Here is a 19,787-nt window from a genome sequence, read left to right as displayed (position 1 = left end):
TATCCCCGGCGGACCTTCACATGGTCCCACCATCCTGAGCCCCGGATGACCGGTCTCGGTGACCGGGGGGTTGGGGACGGGTAATCGGCCACCCCTGCATAAGCGTAGAATTCGGGCATATGTTCTCGATCGGCCCTCGGTTGCCGGGACGTTAACGGGCGGTGACGTTGGCCACCCCACCCATCACGCGGTCCACCAGCGCGTCGGTGTAGGCGTGCGTCAGCGGCGCCGTCCGCAGGAGCCAACGGTACGTCAGGGGGCCGAGCAGCATCTCCACCATCAGTCGCAGATCCGTGTCCGGCGCGAGCTGCCCGGCCTCCCGGGCCGTACGCAACCGCGCCTCGTACAGGGCGAGCTGCGGCTCCAGCAGCCGCTCGGTGAAGCGGGCGCCGAGCTCTGGATCGGTCGCCCCGGCCGCCGTCAGGGCGCGCGCGGGGGCCTCGTACTTCGCGTCGAGCAGCTCGTCCACCGTCGCCCGCAGGACGTACTTCAGGTCGGCCGCGAGGTCCCCGGTGTCGGGGAAGCCGGTCCAGTCGGCGGCCGCCTCCGCGTCCCCGGCGAGCGCCAGCGAGGCGTCCAGCAGCACGGCGGCCTTCGACGGCCACCAGCGGTAGATGGTCTGCTTGCCGACGCCCGCCCGGGCCGCGATGGCCTCGATGGTCAGCTTGTTGTAGCCGACCTCCCCGACCAGGGCGAGCGCCGCGTCGAGGATGGCCCGCCGGGAGCGGTCGCTGCGGCGGCTGGCGTCAGGGGTCTTGGTCATGTCCTGAAACTATCAACCGAGACGTCTCGTCTTCCTCTTGCCCGCTAAACCACCCAATCAGTTCACTGCGGTGTCCCGCTTGAGGAGAGACGATTCTCTCCACACTCGTCGTGCGACGTGCACGTCGCGTGCAAGTCGTGAGGAGCCTTCTTTGCGCAGAGACGCCACACCCCGGCGCTACCTGATGTGCCCACCCGCACACTTCAAGGTCACGTACTCCATCAATCCGTGGATGGACCCCACGAAACCGGTGGACCTGCCCCTCGCACACGCCCAATGGGAAGACCTGAGGGACCGCTACCGCGCCCTCGGCCACACCGTCGAGACCCTCGTACCCGACCCCGAACTGCCCGACATGGTCTTCGCGGCGAACGGCGCCCTCGTCGTCGACGGCCGGGTGCTCGGCGCCCGCTTCGCCCATCCGGAACGGGCCGCCGAGGCCGGGATCCACCTGGACTGGTTCCGCGGCCAGGGCTACCAGGACGTCCGCGAGCCGTCCCACGTCAACGAGGGCGAGGGCGACTTCGCCGTCACCGCCACCTACATCCTGGCCGGCCGGGGCTTCCGCTCCAGCCCGCTCTCGCACGACGAGGCCCAGGAGTTCTTCGGCCGGCCCGTCATCGGCCTGGACCTGGTGGATCCGCGCTACTACCACCTGGACACCGCGCTGTGCGTCCTGGACGGGGACGAGGTCATGTACTACCCGGCCGCGTTCTCGCCGGGCAGCCGGGCCGTGCTCAAACGCCTCTTCCCGGACGCGCTGCTCGCCGACGGCCACGACGCGGCCGCCCTCGGCCTCAACGCGGTCTCGGACGGCCGGCACGTCCTGCTGCCCCAGGCGGCGACCGGCCTGCTGGCGCCCCTTCGGGACCGGGGGTTCGAGCCGGTCCCGATGGACCTGGGGGAGCTGCTCAAGGGCGGCGGCAGCGTGAAGTGCTGCACGCAGGAGCTGCGGCCCTGACCCGCCCCTGACCCTCCCGGCGCGGCCCCGACCGCAGGCCTAGCGCCCCTGCGACGGCGGCCAGTCCTGGCCCCAGTCGGCGTCCCGCGCCGCCTTGTACAGGTCGCCGTGGCGCTTGGTCACGTTGACCCGGGTCAGGCCCGCCGAGTCACCGCTCTCCGGGCCGCACAGCTCCAACAGCACGAGCCCCTTCCGGATCTGCGGCTTCCGCGTGATCCGGAAGGCGGCGGGCCCGGTCGGGAAACGGGTCGCGGCGACGTAGCTGAACTTCTCGTCCTCGTACGGGAGGGAGCCGCCCTTGACCCGCCGGTGCAGCGAGGACCGGCTGACCCGCGCCGAGAAGTGGCACCAGTCCTGGCCGACCTCGATCGGGCAGGTCCCGTCGTGCGGGCAGGGCGCGGCGACCCGCAGCCCCGCCGCGATCAGCTGGTCGCGGGCCTCGCGGATGCGGAGGTAGCCCTCGGGCGTGCCCGGCTCGACGAGCACCACGGCCTGGCCGGCCCGCGCCGCCTCGGCGACGACGGCCGTCCGCGCCTGCGGGGTCAGCTCGCCCAGCACGTACGAGACGGTCACCAGGTCGGCGTCGGGCAGGGCCAGCCCGGAGCCGATGACGGCCCGCTGCCACGCCGCCCCGCGCAGGACCTCCGAGCCGGACGCCGCCAGCTCCTTGCCGAGGGCCAGCGCCGGCTCCGCCCAGTCGAGCACCGTGGTCTCCCGCGGGCCGTCCCAGGTGGCGTCCACCGCCCAGGTCGCCGCGCCGGTGCCGCCGCCCACGTCCACGTGGGAGCCCGGCGACCAGCCGGGCGCCGCCTCCGCGAGCCCGTCCAGGGCGGCCCGGACGGCCTCGAAGGTGGCGGGCATCCGGTACGCCGCGTACGCCGCCACGTCGGAGCGGTCGCGCAGCACGGGCGCGTCGGTCGGGGTCTGCCCCCGGTAGCTGGCGATGAGCCGCTCTACGGCGGCCGAGGCCTGCTTGGGCGGGAGCCCGTCGAGCAGCCTGCCGAGCGCGCTGCGGAGGGTGTCGGTGGTGGTGGGGGCGGAGGCGTTCACCCGCAGAGTTTACCGGCGCCGGGCGGCGTGGCCCCGTCCGGGGACGGACGGGAACGGCCAGGGCCGCCGGGGCCGGGGCCGAGCGGGCCTCCGGGGCCGAGGGCGTCCGAGCTGCGTCCGAGCGGCGGCGCCTTGGCCGCGCCCAAGCGGCGGACGGACGGGACGGCCGGGGCCGAGCGGGCCTCGGGCTTCCGGGGCCGAGCCGCGGCGCCTTGGCCGTCCTAAGCGGCGGACGGCAGCGGGTCGCGGTTCTGCCAGGGCCGGCACAGGCCCAGGAAGCAGCCCGCCGACACCAGCGCGCACACCAGCTGGACCAGCGCCATCGGCACCGCCGTGTCCTCGCCCGCGATCCCGACCAGCGGCGAGGCGACCGCACCGACCAGGAACGACGAGGTGCCGAGGAGCGCGGAGGCCGATCCCGCCGCGTGCGGGGTCCGCATCAGGGCCTGCGCGTTGGTGTTCGGCAGCACCACGCCCATCGCCGACATCAGCACGAACAGCGCGGCGGCGATCGGGGCCAGCCCCACCTCGCCGAACACCCCGGTCGACATCAGCAGCAGCGCCACCGCCGCCGCCGTGATGATCGCGAGCCCGACGCACAGGGCCTTGTCCAGGCTGACCCGGCCGACCAGCAGCTTGCCGTTGATCTGGCCGACGACGATCAGGCCGACGGAATTGGCGCCGAAGAGCAGGGCGAAGGCCTGGGGCGAAGCACCGTAGATCTCCTGCACTACGAAGGGCGAGGCGGAGATGTACGAGAAGAGCACCGCGAAGGCGAAGCCGCCGGTCAGCGTGTAGCCGGCGAAGACGCGGTCGCCGAGCAGCCCGCGCATGGTCCGCAGCGCGGCGCCCACGCCGCCCGTCTGCCGCCGCTCGGGCGGCAGGGTCTCGCCGAGGCTGCGCCAGACCGTCAGCGTGAGCACGAGGCCGACCCCGGTGAGGACGACGAAGACCCCGCGCCAGTCGGCGAAGCGGAGCACCTGGCCGCCGATGAGCGGGGCGATGATCGGGGCGGACCCGGATATGAGCATCAGGGTGGAGAAGAACCGGGCCATCTCGACCCCGTCGTACAGGTCGCGCACGACGGCCCGGGCGATGACGATCGCGGCCGCGCCGGCCAGCCCCTGGAGCAGGCGGAAGCCGATCAGCATCTCGGTGGTCGGCGCGAGGGCGCACAGCGCGGTGGCCAGCACGTACATGGTCATGCCGGTGAGCAGGGGCCGGCGACGGCCCCACTTGTCGCTCATCGGGCCGATGACGAGCTGGCCCAGCGCCATCCCGGCGAGGCAGGCGGTGAGGGTGAGCTGGACGGTCGCCGCCGGGCTGTGCAGGACGCTGGTGACCTGCGGCAGGGCCGGGAGGTACATGTCCATGGACAGCGGGGGCAGGGCGGTGAGCCCGCCGAGCACGAAGGTGACGAGCAGCCCCGTGCGGCGTGCGGCCGTCAGGGGTGCGGTTGCGGTGTGTGTGGAGGGCGATTCGGGTGACGGCTCGGGTGTGGGGGCCGCCGCGGGGGCTCTCTCCGACATGCGGGACTCCAGTCCTCTTATCTGCTCATGCACCCCTGACCGACCCATGTTCTCAGCTATCGGAACGTCCGGGAGCCGCAGCCCTGTGTGACGTAGCCTGCGGCCCCATGAGCGAAAGTGCCGAGAAGACCGCCGTGGTGACCGGGGCCGGCTCCGGGATCGGCCGTTCCGTGGCCCTGGCCCTGGCCGCGGCCGGCTGGGCCGTGACCGTGGCGGGCCGCCGGACCGGCCCCCTGGAGGAGACGGCCGCCGCCGCCGGGGCGGACGCCGACATCCTGTGCGTCCGGACGGACGTCAGCGATCCGGACGACGTCAATGCTCTGTTCGAGGCAGTTCGCGAGCGGTACGGGCGCCTCGACCTGCTCTTCAACAACGCGGGCACCTTCGGCCCGGGCGGTGTCCCGCTGGAGGACATCGGCTACGAGGCCTGGCGCTCGGTGGTGGACGTCAACCTGACCGGCGCGTTCCTGTGCGCCCAGGCCGCCTTCCGGCAGATGAAGCGGCAGGACCCGCAGGGCGGCCGCATCATCAACAACGGCTCCATCTCGGCGCACGTGCCGCGCCCGCACTCCGTCGCCTACACCGCGACCAAGCACGCGGTGACCGGCCTGACCAAGTCCCTGTCGCTGGACGGGCGCCCGTACCGGATCGCCTGCGGTCAGATCGACATCGGCAACGCGGCGACCGAGATGACCGAGCGGATGCAGAGCGGCATCCTCCAGGCCAACGGGCAGCTGGCCGTCGAACCGGTGATGGACGCCGCGGACGTGGCCAGCACGGTGCTGCACATGGCGGAGCTCCCGCTGGAGGCGAACGTGCAGTTCGCGACGGTGATGGCGACGGCCATGCCGTACATCGGGCGCGGCTGAGCAACCCCGTTGCCAGGGCGTGCCGACGGCGCCGATCATGACCGCATGACCGATACCGAAGTGCTGCGCTACACCGCCTTCTCCGAGGATCCGCAGGGCGGCAACCCCGCCGGCGTCGTGCTGGACGCCTCCGGGCTGGACGACGCCGCGATGCTGGAGATCGCCGCCGGGCTGGGGTACAGCGAGACGGCCTTCCTGACCGGCCCGGCGGGGCCGGTGTGGCCCGAGGAAGCGGCCCCGGAGGCCGGCCGCGGCTTCACCGTGCGCTACTTCAGCCCGAAGGCGGAGGTGCCGTTCTGCGGGCACGCCACCGTGGCCGCCGCCGTGGCGCTGGCCGAGCGGATCGGGCCCGGTGAGCTGCTGTTCACGACCCGCGCGGGAGACGTACCCGTGTCCGTCACCGCCGAAGAGGGGCACGTGCGCGCCACCCTGACGAGCGTCGTTCCGGAGGTCGACGACATCTCCCCGGCCGACCTCGCCGAGGCGCTGGCCGCGCTGGACTGGCCGGAGGCGGACCTGGACCCGGCGTTCCCGCCCAGGATCGCCTATGCCGGCGCCCGCCACCTGGTGCTCGGCGCCGGTACCCGGGCCCGGCTCGCGGACCTCGCGTACGACTTCGCCCGGCTGGAGGCCCTGATGCGGCGCCTCGACCTCACCACCGTGCAGCTGGTGCACCGGGCCGGCCCGGCGGAGTTCCACGTACGGGACCCCTTCCCGGTCGGCGGAGTCGTGGAGGACCCCGCGACCGGGGCCGCCGCGGCCGCCTTCGGCGCGTACGCGCGCGAGCTCGGGCTGGTCCCCGAGGACGCGGTGCTCACCCTCCACCAGGGCGCGGACATGGGCCGGCCGGGGGTCCTCACGGTGGAACTGCGCGCCGGGGACCCGCGGGTCCGCGTCGGCGGCACGGGCGTGCGGATCCCCTGATGAAGGTGCTGGTGTACGAGGCCGCCGCGCTCCCGGCGGAGCTCGGCGGCCAGGTCGAGGCCCTGGAGGCGGCGGCCTGGCCCGGCGCCTCACCCGGGCACGATCCGGCCCTGGCGCCGCGCGCCCTGCTGCTCGTGGACGGTGACGGCACGGTGGCCGCCTCGCTGGCGCTGCTGTACAAGGAGATCGAGGTCGCGGGCCGCAGGTACCGGGCGGCCGGGCTGAGCGCGGTCGTGACGCGGGCCGCGCTGCGCGGCCGCGGGCTCGGGGGCCGGCTGGTGGCGGCGGCCCGCGCCGAACTGGCGGCGGACCCGGCCGTGGACGTGGCGCTCTTCAGTTGCGACCGGCCGTTGGCGCCGTTCTACGAGGCGGCCGGCTTCGCGCGGCTGCCGGGCACGGTCCTGGTCGGCGGCACCCCCGCCGAGCCGCTGGCCACCGACGGCCCGGGCTTCGAGAAGGAGGTGGTGGCGGCCTTCTTCACGGACACCCCGGAGCGGGACCGGGCCGCCTTCAGCGGCGTCCGCGTCCCGCTGTACCCCGGAAACACCGACAGGCTGTGGTGACCGGCGTGCGAGCCCGTCACCACAGCCTGTCGGCCGGTCACCCGGTCATCCGGTCATCCGGTCAGCCGGCCTGCGCGGTGTCCGAGGGCTGTGCCTTCGGAGCCGCCGGGCGGCCGCGGTCCGCGAAGAACAGCACCAGCACGGGGATCAGGTACAGCGCCCACACCGAGAGCTGAAGGACGGTGGGGTCCGGCTGGAAGTTGAAGACGCCCTTGAGCAGCGTCCCGTACCAGCTGTCCGGCGGGATGGTGGCGCTGATGTCGAAGGCCTTGTTCCCGAGCCCGCCCAGGAACCGGGCCTCCTGGAGGTCGTGGACCCCGTACGCGAGCACGCCCGCGGCCACGACGACCAGCATGGCGCCGGTCCACTTGAAGAACTTCGCCAGATTGATCTTCAGGGCGCCCCGGTAGAACAGGTAGCCCAGCACGATCGCCGTCGCGATGCCCAGCAGCACACCGATGAGCGGCGCCGAGGAGCCCTCGCCGCTGGCCCGTACCGACGCCCACACGAACAGCGCGGTCTCCAGGCCCTCGCGGCCGACGGCCAGGAAGGCGGTGGCGACCAGCGCGCCGGTGCCCATGGCGAGTGCCGTGTCGAGCTTGCCGTGCAGCTCGGCCTTCAGATGCCGCGCGGTGCGCTTCATCCAGAAGACCATCCACGTCACCAGGCCCACCGAGATGATGGAAAGGGTGCCGCCGAGCAGCTCCTGCGCCTCGAAGGTCAGCTCCTGGGTGCCGAATTCGAGCATCGCGCCGAAGGTGAGCGAGAGCGCGCAGGCGATCCCGATGCCGAGCCACACGGGACGCAGGGCGTCCCGGCGGTCGGTCTTCACCAGGTACGCGACGAGGATGCAGACGACCAGGCTGGCCTCCAGCCCCTCGCGCAGGCCGATCAGATAATTGCCGAACACGGCGGTTCCTTCTCTCCGACTGGCTTACGCGAACAGCGTCCGGCCCCACCAGTCGTCCTTGTCGCGGACGCCCGGCGGGACGGCGAAGATCGCCGAACCCACGTGCTGGATGTATTCGTTGAGGACGTCGGCCTTCGCCAGCTGGCGCTGGATCGGGATGAAGCCCTTGCGGACGTCGCGCTGGAAGGCGAGGAAGAACAGGCCCGCGTCGAGGCGGCCCAGACCGTCCGTGCCGTCGGTGAAGGAGTAGCCGCGGCGCAGGATCGTCGCACCGTTGTTGGTGTCCGGGTGCGCGAGGCGGACGTGCGCCTCCGGCTTCATCGCCTTCAGGAACGGCTCGTCGCGCTCCTTGGACTTGCCGACCGGGGCGCCCTCGCCCTTGTCGCGGCCGAAGATGTCCTCCTGCTCCTGCAGGGGGGTGCGGTCCCAGATCTCGATGTTCATCCGGATCCGGCGGGCCACCAGGTACGAGCCGCCGGTCATCCACTCGCTGCCGTCGCTCGCGCCCACCCACACGTGCTTGTCCAGGGCCGCCTTGTCGGTGCCCGAGATGTTCCGGGTGCCGTCCTTGAAGCCCATCATGTTGCGCGGGGTCTGCTCTTCGGGCGTGGTCGACGAGGTCTTGCCGAAGCCCAGCTGCGACCAGCGCACCGCCGTCTTGCCGAAGCCGATGCGGGCCAGCTGACGGATCGCGTGCACGGCGACCTGCGGGTCGTCGGCGCAGGCCTGGACGCAGAGGTCGCCGCCGGAGCGGGCCGGGTCCAGGTTGTCGCCCGGGAACAGCTCCAGGTCGACCAGGGCTCCGGGCCGCTTGTCCTCCAGGCCGAACCGGTCCTTGGCGAACAGGCCCGGCCCGAAACCGATGGTCAGGGTCAGACGGGAGGCCTTCAGGCCGAGCGCCTCGCCGGTGTCGTCCGGGGGCGCCTCGGGGAGACCGCCGAAACCGCCCTCGCCGACCGGCAGGCCGGCCGTCATGCGGCGGGCCGCCTCGGTCCACTCCTTGAGGAGCTTGATCAGCTCCTCGCGGCTCTTCGTCTTCACGTCGAAGGCCGCGAAGTGCAGACGGTCCTGCACGGCGCTGGCGATACCGGCCTGGTGCTCACCGTGGAACGGCACGGCCGCTCCGGCGGCGGACGCCGAGACCATGTCCGACCCGCCGCCGAAGGCGGCCACCGCTCCGCCGGCCGCGGCCGCGCCGAGCGCGAGCCCGGCACCGCCCCAGCCCAGTACGGCCCGCCGCGAGGGCGCGGCCGCGGACTCGCCGCCGTCCTGCTGATCTGCCTGCGGCTGCGCCGCCGATTCCGACTCGGACATCGTGTTCTCCCGCCTCCTTCGTCGCTGACCGTTACTTCGTGACCGCGGCGGCGAGCTTGGAGAGCGGCTCGCCGAGGGCGCTGACGCCGTCCGAGAGCTCCTTGCGCTCCGCCTCGGCGACCTTGTCGTACGAGGTGAAGTCGTAGGAGGTCTTGTCGGCGCGGTACTTGTCCAGCAGCGTGTTCATCGCGGCGAACTGGGTGTCCAGCTGCTTGACGAGCTCCGGGTCGTTCGCTGCGGCGATCGTCTTCAGGACCTCGTACGCCTTCTCCGCGCCCTCGACGTTGGCCTTGAAGTCGACCAGGTCGGTGTGGGAGTAGCGCTCTTCCTCGCCCGTGACCTTGCCGCTGGCGACCTCGTCGAGGAGCTCCTTGGCGCCGTTGGCGATCGAGGAGGGGGTGATCTCCGCCTGGCCGACCTTCTTCTGCCAGTCGGTCAGGTCCGCCATCAGGGTGTCGGCGAGCTTCTTGTCAGCGTCGTCGATCTTGTTGTCGGCCCACAGGGACTTCTCCAGGCGGTGCCAGCCCGTCCAGTCCTTCGCCGGGTCCTGGCCGGCCTCCAGGCCGTCCTCGCGGACGTCGACCTTCGGGTCGATGTCACCGAAGGACTCGGCGACCGGCTCGGTGCGCTCCCAGCCGATGCGGGAGGGCGCGTATGCCTTCTTCGCCGCCTCGACGTCGCCGGCCTTGACCGCGTCCGCGAAGGCCTGCGCCTTGGGGAGGGTCTCCTCGGCCTGCGCGACCACGTACGCGCGGTAGGCGGCGACCGCGGCGTCGGCCTCGGGGCTGCGCTTCTCCGCGGCGGCGCCCTTGCCGGTGGCCTTGACCTTCTTGCTGATGCCGTCGCCCTTCATGCCGGGCTTGCAGACGATCTCGTATTCGCCCGGCTTGATCTCAGCGGTGATGGAGGCCTTGGTGCCGGGGCCGATGTTCTCGCGCTCGGTCACGATGCGGGCGTCCGGGAAGAGGACGTACACCTCGGTGACCTTGGAGCCCTTGTTCTCGACGTCGATCTGGACCTTGCCCGCCGGGAACTCCGTCTTCGACACCTCGCAGGCGCTGTCGGAGGCCGCCACCTTGATCGCGCCGTCGCCACCCGCGTCGCTCTTCTGGGAGCAGCCGGTGACGGCGGTCAGGGCTGCCGCCACGGAGGCGGCGGCGATGACGGTGAGGCGGGCGGGGCGCATAGGAGGCTCCTGGGCGTCGGACGTGTGGGCCGTCCCAAGGGGGAGAGGCCGGTGAGGCGGACCTAACTTAACCGAGGCTTACCTGACCCATACCCACTCGTGCAGTGATTCAGCTCTCACCTTCCGGCGGCGGACACGGGGCCGTCACGGACGCTTCACGGCAGCCCCAAGAGCGGGTCAAGCGGAGGTAAAAACGGAGTGGTCGTTCCGCGCTGCCGTGCGCTCTGCCGCCTCGCGTACGGGCACCACCGGCGGGATCCCGGTGCGCGGAAGCGGAAGGATCTCCGCCGGCTGCTGAGGGGGGTGCGGCCGAGCGGTCCGCCCTCGAAGCCGTGCGGGACGGCGGCCCGGTCCGCGCCGACGGCGGCCGGTCACGGGTCGCGCGGTGCGCCGAGCGCGCGCCCCGGCGGCGGCCCGCTCCCGGCGGATCTGCGGTTCGGGATCCGGGTGGCGCGGGCCGAGGGCCACGGCCGGTTCGCCGAGCGGCTGCAGCGGGGCGTGCTGGGCCGGTACGCGGGGCGGCGCGAAGCCTCGGTGACCTCGGCTTCTCTGTGGCTGTGGCTGTGGCCGTGGCGTCGTGGCCGTGGCTGTGGTCGTGGCGTCGCGGCCGTGGGCAAGGAAGCCGCGCTCCCTGTGGCGGCGCCGGTGGCGCCGGCGGTCCGGGCGCTCCGGGCGGTCCGGGCCTCACGCGCCGCCACCGTCGGCGGCAGCCTCGCCGCCTCCGGCGCGGAGATCCCGGCCCCGGCCCCGGCTCCCGCCTGGTGCCTCCGGCGCGGCGGGCGCGGTCCACCCGCGCTCAGATGGCGTACGGACCTGCAGCGAGCCGTGCTTGAATGCCCGCGTGAACGATCTCGACGTGTTGAAGGTCTTCTGCGCGGGTGACGGCCGGCACGGCAACCTGCTCGGTGTCGTCAGGGACGGCCGGGCCTGCCCCGACGACGCGTCGCGGCAGGCGCTGGCCGCCGAACTCGGCTACAGCGAGACGGTGTTCGTCGACGACCCCGAGCGCGGCGTCGTCGACATCCGCACCCCCGGCACGCGGATGTCCTTCGCGGGCCATCCCCTGGTCGGCGTCGCGTGGCTGCTGGACATCGAGGAGCTCCAGCCGCCGGCCGGATCCGTATGGGCGCGTGATGACGGGGAGTTCACCTGGATCACGGCCCGCCCCGAGTGGGTCGAGGGCAAGCGCACCGAGCAGTACGCCAGCCCCGCCGAGGTCGACGCGCTGCCGGCGCCACCGCCGGGCGAGGGCTGGCTGTACGCGTGGGCCTGGGAGGACGAGTCCGCGGGACGGGTACGGGCCCGCGGCTTTCCGCGCCGGGCCGACGGGGTCATCACCGAGGACGAGGCCACCGGCTCGGCGGCGATCCTGCTGACGGCCCAGCTGAACCGCGCCCTGAACATCACCCAGGGCGCCGGCTCCCAGATCCTCACCGCCCCCGGTCCCGACGGAACGGTCGAGATCGGCGGCCGCGTCCGCTTCGCCCCGGGCGGCATCGGCGGCAGCGGTGGTGGCTTCGGCAGCGGCGACGCCTAGTGCGGTGACCGGCAGGGTCCACCGGGTCGCGGCCCCTGGCACGGCACCTCGCCGCGTTGCCGGACCGCGCCGGTACGTCCCGTACGGCCGCGGCCCTCCGCCTTGCGGTGCACCGCACCTGGGGGCCCCTCCCCGCGGTAGCCGGGGGGACGCCGCGACCCGGCAGACCTCCCGGCCGCAGCACTAGGCCGAGATCGGGAACCGCTCGCCCAGCTCGCGGAAGACCGCGCCGTTGAAGTCGAAGGCGCGCCTGCACTCGTCGACGATGCGCTGCTTCTCCAGGTCGTCCGCGGCGATCGCGTCCAGCAGCTCGCGGTAGGTCCGCTTGAAGGCCGCCGGGTTGGAGATGTCCGCGAAGACGTAGAAGCGGACGCCGTCCCCCTTGCGCGTGAAGCCCCAGGTGCGCTCCGCCTTGTCGCGGATGATCTGGCCGCCGGAGAGGTCGCCGAGATAGCGGGTGTAGTGGTGGGCGACGTAGCCGCCCGGCCAGTCGGCCGCGCACTCGGTCACCCGGGCGGCGTACGCCTCGGTCGCGGGCAGCGCCGCAACGCTCTCCCGCCAGCCGGGCCCCAGGAGGTGCGCGAGGTCGCGTTCGATCTCGGCGACGCGCATCAGCTCGGGCCGGATGAAGGGGCCGGCCACCGGGTCGTCCCGGAGGGAGTCGGCCGCGTCCTCCAGGGCCCGGTACACGAACCACAGCTGCTCGGTGTACCGCGTGTACGCGTCCACCCCGAGCCGCCCGCCCAGCAGGTCACTCATGAAGGCCGACGTCTCGGCCTCGGTGTGCTGCTCGTGCGAAGCGACGCGGATGACCGTAGAGAAGGCGTCCAAGGCGGACCTCCAGGGAAGGAAAAAGACGTGACGGCACGGCCGCCACGTCCGATCCTGCTACTTAGGTATGCCTAAGTCAATGGGTTCCCGACGCCCTGTCGGTAAAAAGTCACCTGCCCCAGCGCCACGACGGGACTCACGGCAGGGTGAGGATCTCCGTGCCGGTGTCGGTCACCACCAGCGTGTGCTCGAACTGCGCGGTGCGCTTGCGGTCCTTCGTGACGACCGTCCAGCCGTCCTCCCACATGTCGTACTCGTGGGTGCCCAGGGTCAGCATCGGCTCGATGGTGAAGGTCATCCCGGGCTCGATGACGGTGGTCGCGTGCGGGCTGTCGTAGTGCGGGATGATCAGGCCGGAGTGGAAGGACGAGTTGATGCCGTGGCCGGTGAAGTCCCGGACCACGCCGTAGCCGAAGCGCTTCGCGTACGACTCGATGACCCGGCCGATGACGTTGATCTGGCGGCCCGGCTTGACGGCCTTGATGGCCCGGTTCAGGGCCTCGCGGGTGCGCTCCACCAGCAGCCGCGACTCCTCGTCCACCTCCCCGCACAGGTAGGTGGCGTTGTTGTCGCCGTGCACCCCGCCGATGTACGCGGTGACGTCGAGGTTCACGATGTCGCCGTCGCGCAGGACGGTGGAGTCGGGGATGCCGTGGCAGATGACCTCGTTGACCGAGGAACACAGCGACTTCGGGAAGCCCCGGTAGCCGAGCGTCGAGGGGTAGGCGCCGTGGTCGCACATGTACGCGTGGGCGACCCGGTCGAGCTCGTCGGTGGTCACCCCCGGGGCGATCAGCTTGGCGGCCTCTTCCATCGCCTGGGCGGCGATCCGGCCGGCGATGCGCATGGCCTCGATGGTCTCGGCCGACTGCACCTCCGGTCCGGTGTACGGAGTGGGCGCGGGCCTGCCCACGTACTCGGGCCGGCGGATGTTTCCGGGAACGGAACGGACGGGGGAAAGCTCGCCTGGTACGAGCAGCGACTGGCCGGACATGCAAGCGAGTGTATCCAGCGGGGATGGGGCAGCATGGCGGCAGAGAGCGGCATCGAGAGGAGCCCGACAGCGATGGCCCTGTTCAAGAAGCGCCAGGTGGGCAAACCGGGCGAGTGGTACTACTGCCTGGTCCACAAGAAGGTCGAAGAAGGCCCCGAGTGCCCCGCCAAGGACCGGTTCGGTCCGTACGGGACCCCCGAGGAGGCGGCCCACGCCATGGAGACGGCCGAGGAACGCAACCTCGAATGGCAGACGGACCCCAAGTGGAACGACAAGACCCGCGAGGACGACGAGGGCACGACCGCGTAGGCCACGTCCGCCACCACGGGCCTCGGGGCTCCTACCAGCGGCTGGGCGGCGGGGCGGTCAGCTGATCGGCCAGCCGCGCCAGCCGGTCCCGCAAGCGCCGCGGCCGGCGCTGCTGAGGCGGGCCGTTCTCCCCGGCCGCCGCGCTGACCAGGTGCTGCACGGTGTCCAGATCGAGCTCCGCGGAGCCCTCCGTCACCGAGAGGGCGTCGTGCGCGAGCGTGCCCAGCTCCGGGTCCCCGCCGTCCAGGGACAGTACGGTCGCCCCCGCGCGCCGGGCGTCGTGCACCCGCTCCAGCAGCTCCTCGCCCGGCTCCTCCGGCGCCACCACCAGCAGCGTGTGCCCGCGCCGGGCCGCCTCCAGCCGGCTCAGACCCACCGACAGGTGCGCCGGCTGCCCGGCAGGCACACGGTGGCGCACGAGGGTGGGCGCCAGCTCGGGCAGCCCGGACCAGGCGGCCTCGTCCACCAGGTGCGCCGCCAGGTGCCAGGGCTCGTACTGCTCGGTCCCCACCAGCAGCAGGTTCCCGGCGCCCGGTACGACCGAGCGCCGCAGCGAGCCGGCGAAGCGGCGCGCGGCGCCCGGCCACTGCGTACCGGCGAGGACCTCGCGCAGCAGCGCGACTCTCACGGCATCCATGACGGGCATCCTGCACCACGCACGGGACACGGGGGAGCACTTCACTCTCCTTCGGCTCTGCGGTACTCGGCAGTACGCTCGCCCCCATGACTTCCTCAGACAGCACGCAGAAGCCGCCGGCCAAGGACCCCTGGGACCTCCCGGACGTCTCCGGCCTCGTCGTCGGCGTCCTCGGCGGCACCGGCGACCAGGGCCGGGGCCTGGCCTACCGGCTCGCCCGGGCCGGCCAGAAGGTGATCATCGGCTCCCGCGCTGCCGAGCGCGCGCACACCGCCGCGGAGGAACTGGGCCTCGGCGTGGAGGGCGCGGACAACGCCGAGTGCGCGCGGCGCAGCGACATCGTGATCATCGCCGTGCCGTGGGAGGGTCACGCCAAGACCCTCGAAGCACTCCGCGAGGACCTCGCGGGCAAGCTCGTGGTGGACTGCGTCAACCCGCTGGGCTTCGACAAGCAGGGCGCCTACGCCCTCCAGGTCGAGGAGGGCAGCGCGGCCCAGCAGGCCGCGGCCCTGCTCCCGGACTCCCGCGTCACGGCCGCGTTCCACCACCTCTCGGCGGTCCTCCTCCAGGACGAGTCGATCGACGAGATCGACACCGACGTGATGGTCCTCGGCGAATCCCGCGCCGACACGGACACCGTCCAGGCCCTGGCCGCCCGCATCCCGGGCATGCGGGGCGTCTTCGCGGGCCGACTGCGGGGCGCCCACCAGGTCGAATCCCTGGTGGCCAACCTGATCTCGACCAACCGCCGCTACAAGGCCCACGCGGGCCTGCGCGTCACGGACGTCTGAGCGGCGACGTCCGGCCGTCCTTACGGGACCACTGCGGGGCATGGGGGACACTGGAGGGGCTCGACCCCGTTCAGTGTCCCCGAGGAGCCCTTCCCATGCCCCGCCTTGCCGTCTTCGCCGTTGTCGTCTGCGTCCTTGCGGTGGCCGCGGCCGTCGTCGCCTTCGTGGAGGGCAGCTACCTCGGGATCGTCTGGGTGCTGCTGGCCGGCCTCACGTCCAACATGGCCTGGTACTACATCCGCAAGGCGAAGGCCGAGAAGGCCGCCGCCGCGCGCAGCGCGAACTAGCGGGAACCAGCGCGAACTAGGAGGGGACCTCGCAGAAGCCGTCGGTCTCCACCCAGAAGCGGTAGAGGTCGCGGCCGCAGTACGTGTCCAGGTCCGACACGCCGAGCCCCGACAGCACACCGCTCACCGTGTCGAAGAAGAACGCGTTGACCTCCGGGATCCACAGCAGCGCGAAGACCGCGATCAGGCCGAACGGCGCCAGCGGCGCCGCCTCGCGGCGCACCCGGTACGACAGCCACGGCTCGATCACCCCGTAGCCGTCGAGGCCCGGCACCGGCAGGAAGTTCAGGATCGCCGCCGACACCTGGAGCAGGGCGAGGAAGGCGAGCGCGAAGCGGAAGGCCGGCGGGACGCCGTCGAGGGCGTCCAGCCAGAACGGGGCCGTGCACACCACGGCGAAGGCCACGTTGGTCAGCGGGCCCGCCGCCGAGATCAGGCTGTGCTTCCAGCGCCCCTGGATGCGGTCGCGCTCGATGTACACCGCGCCGCCGGGCAGGCCCAGACCGCCCAGGATCACGAAGAGCACCGGCAGGACGATGCTGAGCAGCGCGTGCGTGTACTTCAGGGGGTTCAGCGTCAGGTAGCCCTTGGCGCCCACCGTCAGGTCGCCGCCGTGCAGCGCGGTCCGGGCGTGCGCGTACTCGTGCAGGCACAGGGAGACCACCCACGCCGAGGTCACGAAGAGGAACACGGCGAGCCCGGTGCTCGTCGAGTACCCCGTCCACACGGCCCAGCCCGTGACCGCCATGACGGCGGCGATGCCGAGGAAAACCGAACTGATGCGCCGCTCGCCGCGGCTGCCCTGATGACCCATGCGGCGAAACCTATCCCGGGGCCCGGACCGAAATAGGGTCGGGGCCGGGCAAGGATCCGGCGACAATGGGCCGGTGCGTTACGCGATTCTCGGCACGACCCAGGCCATACGCGACGACGGGACCCCCGTCGCGGTCGGAGGCGCGCGCCTGCGGGCGCTGCTGACCGGGCTCGCACTGCGCCCCGGGCGGGCGGTCCCGGCGCACCTGCTGGTCGCCGAGGTGTGGGACGGCGATCCGCCGGCCGACGCGGTGGCCGCCCTGCAGGCGCTGGTCGCGCGGCTGCGGCGGGCGCTGGGGCACGAGGCCGTGCGTTCCGCCGGGGGCGGCTACCTGCTCGTCGCCGACCGCGAGGACATCGACCTGTACCGCTTCGAGCGGCTGGCCCGCGCCGGGCGCGAGGCCCTGGAGGGAGGCGAGGCGGCCAAGGCCGCGGCCCTGTACGACGAGGCCCTCGCCCTGTGGCGCGGACCCGCCCTGGCGGACCTCCCCGACCCGGCCGCGGAGTCCGCGCGCTGGGACGCCGTACGGGGCGACGCGCGCCGGGGCCGGCTCGCCGCGGCCCTGGCCCTGGGCGGGGCGGAGCAGGCGCTGCCGGAGCTGACCGCGCTGTGCGCCCGGCAGCCACTGGACGAGCCGCTGCAGGCCCTGCGCATCCGGGCACTGCGCGACGCGGGCCGCCCGGCGGAGGCCCTGGCCGCGTACGACACCGTCCGCCGGGATCTCGCCGCCCGCCTGGGCACCGGCCCGGGCCCGGCCCTGCGCGCCCTGCACGCCGAGCTCCTGAACCCCGCACCCGGAGCCGGATCCGGAACAGCGCACGCACCCGGAGCCGGAGCCTCAGCCGAGGCCGAGGCCGAGGCCCGACCCGGACCCGCAGCCGCGGCCGGAACAGCGCCCGGACCCGCGCCCGCACCCGCGGCCGCGCTCGGACCCGCCGCCTCCCGGCCGGATGCACGGCCCCGGCCCGCGGCTCCGGCGCAGCCCGGGCAGGGCAACCTGCGGGCCCGGCTCACCACCTTCGTCGGGCGCGAGGACGACATCCGCGCCATCGGCGCCGACCTCGTCCGGGCCCGGCTCGTCACGCTGCTCGGCCCCGGCGGAGCCGGCAAGACCCGGCTGTCCCAGGAGGCCGCCGAGGCCGAGGACGCGGGCGACTGGCCCGACGGCGTGTGGCTCGTCGAACTCGCCCCCGTCGACGACCCCGAGGACGTCGCCGAGGCCGCGCTCGCCGCGCTCGGCGCGCGCGAGACCAAGCTGCGCGGCGCCGCCGCCGAGGAAATGCGGGCGCTGACCGACCGCCACGGCGACGACCCCCTCGACCGCCTCGCCGAACACTGCGCCCGGCGCAGGCTGTTGCTGCTGCTCGACAACTGCGAGCACGTCATCGGCGCCGCGGCCGAACTCGCCGAACGGCTCCTCACCCACTGCCCCGGCATCCGGATCCTGGCCACCAGCCGCGAACCCCTGGGCGTACCGGGGGAGACGCTGCGCCCGGTGGAGCCGCTGCCCGACCCGGTCGCGCTGCGGCTGCTCGACGACCGCGGCGCGGCCGCGCGCGCCGGTTTCACCGTGGCCGAGGACCCGGCGGCGGCCGCCGAGATCTGCCGCCGCCTGGACGGGATGCCGCTGGCCATCGAGCTGGCCGCCGCCCGCCTGCGCCTCCTCACCCCGCGTCAGATCGCCGATCGCCTCGACGACCGCTTTCGCCTCCTGACCAGCGGAAGCCGCACCCTGCTGCCCCGCCAGCAGACCCTGCGGGCCGTCGTCGACTGGTCCTGGGACCTGCTCGACGAGCCCGAACGCGCCGTCCTGCGCCGGCTGTCCGTCTTCGCGGGCGGCTGCGACCTCGCCGCCGCCGAGACGGTGTGCGCCGAAGGCGGCCTCGACGTCGCCGACACGCTCGGCTCCCTCGTCGACAAGTCCCTCGTCGTGGCCGCCCCCGGACCCGACGGCTCCGGCATGCGCTACCGCCTCCTGGAGACGGTCGGCGAGTACGCCGCCGAGCGCCTCTCCGAGGCCGGCGGCGACCGGGAGGCCACCGAGCGCCGCCACCTGGTCCACTACCGCGAACTCGCCCGCACCACGGAGCCGCTGCTCCGCGGCCACGGCCAGCGCGCCGCCGCCGACCGGCTCGCCACCGAGTACGAGAACCTCCGGACCGCCCTGCGCCACGCGGTGGCCGCCCGCGACGTCGACGAACTGCTGTGCCTGATCCACTCCCTGGGCTGGTACTGGCACATGCACGACCAGCGCGCCGAGTCCCGGCACTGGGCCGACGCGGCCGCGGCCCTCGGGCCCCATCCCTTCCTGCCGCCCCTGGTCCCCGCGGAACCGGTGTACGAGCAGCTCGTCGGCTCGCCCCCGCCGTACTCCGGCGAGGTGCTCGCCGAGGCCTGGCGCGCGGTCCACCTGGTCCAGCTGGCCTCCCGGGACCAGACCAGCGAGACCTGGAACACCCCGGAGGTCCGTGCTCTGATCGACGGGGTGCTCGCCACCTACCGGCCCGGTCTTCCGCAGACCTGCCGGACCCCCGCCTCCTTGTGGATCTACGCCGTCATGATCGCGGGCGACCCCGGACTGCTCCAGCAGGTCATCGACGCGACCGTCGACACCGCCCGCGCGCTGAGCTACCGCTGGGAACTGGCCTCCGCGCTCCAGCTGCGCGCCAACATCCTCGCCAACCGTGCCGACTGGGCGGGGGACGCCTCCCGCGACGCCGACGAGAGCCTGGCCCTCTTCCGCGAGCTCGGCGACGCCTGGGGCTGCGCCGAGGCGCTCTCCGCCCGCGCCGAGTCCCGCGAGAAGCGCGGCGAGTACGGCCCGGCGGCCCGGGACTACCGTGAGGCCATCGCGTACGCCGAACGCCTCGGCGCCAAGGCCCAGGTGACGGTCCTGCGGGTACGGATGGCCGGGACGCTCGCCGAGGACGGCCGGATGGAGGAGGCCGAGCAGATCCTCACCGAGGTCGCCGCCGCGGCGCACCGGTTCGGCAACGAGGCCATGCCCGCCGCCCGGATGTTCCTCGCGGGAATCCTCGGCCGCACCGGCCGGATCCTCGAGGCGCGCGACCAGCTCCAGCTCCTGCGTGACGAGTTCGCCTTCGGCGCGTTCGCCGTCTTCGACGGGTTCCTGCTCGGCACGATGGCCTGGCTGGACAACCAGGAGGGCGCGTACGAGGAGGCCCGCGCACGGCTGCGCCAGGCCATGGGCGCCGTCCAGGACCCGGTGGCGCGGATCATGGCCCCGCAGATGCCGGCGGTCTACCTGATGACCGCGGCCCTCTCGCTGGTCTCCCTCGGCGGCCCGCGGCGGGCGTACGACGCCGCCCGGCTGCTCGGCGCCTACCGCGCCCACCTGCCGCCCGGCCATTTCCCCGTCTCCACGGAACGCGAGGACCACGCCCGCGCCGAGGAGCTGGCGCGGGCGGCGCTCGGCGACGCCGCGTACGGGGCGGCGTACGCCGAGGGCGGCGGCCTCACCCTGGAGGAGGCCACCGCCCTCATCTGACCCGGCCCCC

19 protein-coding genes are annotated in these 19,787 nt (G+C 73.3%); 9 read left to right on the top strand and 10 right to left on the bottom strand.

Translation table 11 applies throughout. From position 1 onward, the window contains the following. Positions 1-151: 151 nt before the first annotated feature. Positions 152-763, bottom strand: a complete 612-nt coding sequence (locus tag ACFCZ1_RS27305; protein ID WP_376680920.1) for a TetR/AcrR family transcriptional regulator — start codon at positions 761-763, stop codon at positions 152-154. Positions 764-842: 79 nt separating this feature from the next. Between ACFCZ1_RS27305 and ddaH the strand changes: the two genes are divergently transcribed. Next, complete coding sequence (gene ddaH, locus ACFCZ1_RS27300) at positions 843-1,724, top strand: dimethylargininase (protein WP_376680919.1); 882 nt, start codon at positions 843-845, stop codon at positions 1,722-1,724. Between the two features lie 39 nt (positions 1,725-1,763). Here ddaH and ACFCZ1_RS27295 read toward each other — a convergent pair whose 3' ends face one another. Together ACFCZ1_RS27295 and ACFCZ1_RS27290 are read right to left on the bottom strand one after the other, a co-directional pair. Beyond that, positions 1,764-2,774, bottom strand: coding sequence for a small ribosomal subunit Rsm22 family protein (locus ACFCZ1_RS27295; RefSeq protein ID WP_376680918.1), 1,011 nt, complete (start codon positions 2,772-2,774; stop codon positions 1,764-1,766). A gap of 221 nt (positions 2,775-2,995) precedes the next feature. Further along, positions 2,996-4,303 (bottom strand): multidrug effflux MFS transporter, encoded by a 1,308-nt coding sequence (locus ACFCZ1_RS27290; RefSeq protein WP_376680917.1) that lies wholly within the window; start codon positions 4,301-4,303, stop codon positions 2,996-2,998. A 107-nt stretch (positions 4,304-4,410) separates the two neighbouring features. Here ACFCZ1_RS27290 and ACFCZ1_RS27285 point away from each other — a divergent pair, with 107 nt between their 5' ends. From ACFCZ1_RS27285 to ACFCZ1_RS27275, 3 genes are read left to right on the top strand one after another with little or no spacing between them, the layout of a single operon-like run. Then, positions 4,411-5,172 carry an SDR family oxidoreductase gene (locus tag ACFCZ1_RS27285; protein ID WP_376680916.1) on the top strand — a complete coding sequence of 254 codons (762 nt, stop codon included), beginning with the start codon at positions 4,411-4,413 and terminating at the stop codon, positions 5,170-5,172. 45 nt (positions 5,173-5,217) lie between these two features. Further along, positions 5,218-6,096, top strand: coding sequence for a PhzF family phenazine biosynthesis protein (locus ACFCZ1_RS27280; RefSeq protein WP_376680915.1), 879 nt, complete (start codon positions 5,218-5,220; stop codon positions 6,094-6,096). After that, a complete protein-coding gene (locus ACFCZ1_RS27275) occupies positions 6,096-6,659 on the top strand; it encodes a GNAT family N-acetyltransferase (protein ID WP_376680914.1) in 564 nt (187 codons plus the stop codon). Before ACFCZ1_RS27280 ends, ACFCZ1_RS27275 begins: the two co-directional genes overlap by 1 nt. A 61-nt stretch (positions 6,660-6,720) precedes the next feature. Here ACFCZ1_RS27275 and efeU read toward each other — a convergent pair whose 3' ends face one another. From efeU to efeO, 3 genes are read right to left on the bottom strand one after another with little or no spacing between them, the layout of a single operon-like run. Next, positions 6,721-7,569 (bottom strand): iron uptake transporter permease EfeU, encoded by an 849-nt coding sequence (efeU, locus tag ACFCZ1_RS27270; RefSeq protein WP_376680913.1) that lies wholly within the window; start codon positions 7,567-7,569, stop codon positions 6,721-6,723. Between the two features lie 24 nt (positions 7,570-7,593). Next, positions 7,594-8,883: an iron uptake transporter deferrochelatase/peroxidase subunit gene (gene efeB, locus ACFCZ1_RS27265; protein ID WP_376680912.1), complete on the bottom strand. Its 1,290-nt coding sequence runs from the start codon at positions 8,881-8,883 to the stop codon at positions 7,594-7,596. A gap of 31 nt (positions 8,884-8,914) precedes the next feature. After that, positions 8,915-10,069 carry an iron uptake system protein EfeO gene (efeO, locus tag ACFCZ1_RS27260; RefSeq protein WP_376680911.1) on the bottom strand — a complete coding sequence of 385 codons (1,155 nt, stop codon included), beginning with the start codon at positions 10,067-10,069 and terminating at the stop codon, positions 8,915-8,917. An 841-nt stretch (positions 10,070-10,910) separates the two neighbouring features. Between efeO and ACFCZ1_RS27255 the strand changes: the two genes are divergently transcribed. Further along, positions 10,911-11,606: a PhzF family phenazine biosynthesis protein gene (locus ACFCZ1_RS27255; RefSeq protein WP_376680910.1), complete on the top strand. Its 696-nt coding sequence runs from the start codon at positions 10,911-10,913 to the stop codon at positions 11,604-11,606. A gap of 183 nt (positions 11,607-11,789) precedes the next feature. Here ACFCZ1_RS27255 and ACFCZ1_RS27250 read toward each other — a convergent pair whose 3' ends face one another. Beyond that, positions 11,790-12,437 carry a heme oxygenase (biliverdin-producing) gene (locus ACFCZ1_RS27250; RefSeq protein ID WP_376680909.1) on the bottom strand — a complete coding sequence of 216 codons (648 nt, stop codon included), beginning with the start codon at positions 12,435-12,437 and terminating at the stop codon, positions 11,790-11,792. A 136-nt stretch (positions 12,438-12,573) separates the two neighbouring features. Beyond that, positions 12,574-13,431 carry a type I methionyl aminopeptidase gene (map, locus tag ACFCZ1_RS27245; protein WP_376680908.1) on the bottom strand — a complete coding sequence of 286 codons (858 nt, stop codon included), beginning with the start codon at positions 13,429-13,431 and terminating at the stop codon, positions 12,574-12,576. A 72-nt stretch (positions 13,432-13,503) separates the two neighbouring features. Between map and ACFCZ1_RS27240 the strand changes: the two genes are divergently transcribed. Continuing rightward, complete coding sequence (locus ACFCZ1_RS27240) at positions 13,504-13,740, top strand: hypothetical protein (protein ID WP_376680955.1); 237 nt, start codon at positions 13,504-13,506, stop codon at positions 13,738-13,740. Between the two features lie 31 nt (positions 13,741-13,771). Here the strand turns inward: ACFCZ1_RS27240 and ACFCZ1_RS27235 are convergent, their stop codons facing one another. After that, positions 13,772-14,377 (bottom strand): hypothetical protein, encoded by a 606-nt coding sequence (locus ACFCZ1_RS27235; RefSeq protein WP_376680907.1) that lies wholly within the window; start codon positions 14,375-14,377, stop codon positions 13,772-13,774. A gap of 86 nt (positions 14,378-14,463) precedes the next feature. On the opposite strand from ACFCZ1_RS27235, the gene npdG reads away from it, so the two are divergent. Both npdG and ACFCZ1_RS27225 read left to right on the top strand, forming a co-directional pair. Beyond that, positions 14,464-15,168 (top strand): NADPH-dependent F420 reductase, encoded by a 705-nt coding sequence (gene npdG, locus ACFCZ1_RS27230; protein WP_376680906.1) that lies wholly within the window; start codon positions 14,464-14,466, stop codon positions 15,166-15,168. A 95-nt stretch (positions 15,169-15,263) separates the two neighbouring features. Next, entirely contained in the window at positions 15,264-15,455 is a 192-nt protein-coding gene (locus ACFCZ1_RS27225) for a hypothetical protein (protein ID WP_376680905.1), read from the top strand. Between the two features lie 16 nt (positions 15,456-15,471). Here the strand turns inward: ACFCZ1_RS27225 and ACFCZ1_RS27220 are convergent, their stop codons facing one another. Next, entirely contained in the window at positions 15,472-16,269 is a 798-nt protein-coding gene (locus tag ACFCZ1_RS27220) for a site-2 protease family protein (RefSeq protein WP_376680904.1), read from the bottom strand. A gap of 73 nt (positions 16,270-16,342) precedes the next feature. Between ACFCZ1_RS27220 and ACFCZ1_RS27215 the strand changes: the two genes are divergently transcribed. Next, positions 16,343-19,777, top strand: coding sequence for a BTAD domain-containing putative transcriptional regulator (locus ACFCZ1_RS27215; RefSeq protein WP_376680903.1), 3,435 nt, complete (start codon positions 16,343-16,345; stop codon positions 19,775-19,777). Positions 19,778-19,787 lie beyond the last annotated feature (10 nt).

Source organism: Streptomyces sp. NPDC056224, from assembly GCF_042267665.1.
GTDB lineage: Bacteria > Actinomycetota > Actinomycetes > Streptomycetales > Streptomycetaceae > Streptomyces.
This window is presented reverse-complemented; position numbering and strand designations above follow the sequence as displayed.